This window comes from Promicromonospora xylanilytica, assembly GCF_054782895.1.
The window spans coordinates 1-889 of sequence record NZ_BAAGRP010000027.1 but is presented as its reverse complement, the minus strand read 5'-3'; the positions used below and the strand labels follow the sequence as shown (position 1 = coordinate 889).

1 protein-coding gene is annotated in these 889 nt (G+C 70.2%); it reads right to left on the bottom strand.

All coding sequences use genetic code 11. The annotated features are described in order from the left end of the window. On the bottom strand, window positions 1-791 hold a 791-nt coding region (locus ACYVK7_RS17595; protein WP_460889023.1), incomplete at its 3' end, for a DUF222 domain-containing protein. Window positions 792-889: the final 98 nt, after the last annotated feature.

Here is an 889-nt window from a genome sequence, read left to right as displayed (position 1 = left end):
GGCGGCTGGTCACACCCGGGATACACGCAGTGCTGATCGCGGGCGATGACCGCACGCCGCATCTGCCCGGTCACGGTCCGTTGGGCGCGCCCGACGTCCAGTACCGCACCATCGGGACCGAACACGATCCTGGTGACCGCACTGTCACACGCCAACCGCCGCAACAACGCGCGTGGCGCACGACCACCGGTCTCGGTGAACACCGGGCCACCACCCGAGAGCAGCCCGGACAGCGACGTTGTACCGGCCGTGCCCGTGGCGCCGACCGCGCCCGTGCTGGTGGTGCCAGTCGTGCTGGTCGTGCTGGTCGTGCTGGTCGTGCTGGTCGTGCTGGTCGTGCCGGTCGTGCCGGTCGTGCCGGCTTGGGTTCGGTGCGTGGTGGTCGGGTGTCCGCAGGTCACGCAGAGGCCGTCGCGGGTGCGGGTGACCTGGGTCTCCAGCTCGGTCCAGGACACCGTGACATGCAGGTGCGGGGCGATCGCCGCGCCCGGCGAGGCCTGGTTCGTGTCCAGCACGACCCGCGCCACGTCCGCCAGGGCTTGCGCCCGGCGCTGCCCCGGTGTGCGGGTGTCCTCCGCGGCCGGGGCACCCATCACCGCGGTCAGCGCGCTCTGGACCAGCAGTCCGTGCTCGTCAGTGAGGAACCCGGCCACGTGATACCCACCCAACGTCTTGGACAGGTCCAGGAACTCACCCCGGGCCGCCTGGTCGTCGTCGATGTCGTCGGTGTCCGGGTCGGTCACCGACGCGAACCTGCGCGCCACCACCCGGAACTGATCCGCGTTGAGCACGTTCGCCTCCCGCAGGTGTCAAGCCCCGGGTTTGATGGAGACATCGAAGACCCGGAAGGATCTGGAGCATGGTTGCACCACGGAAGTACCCCGACGAG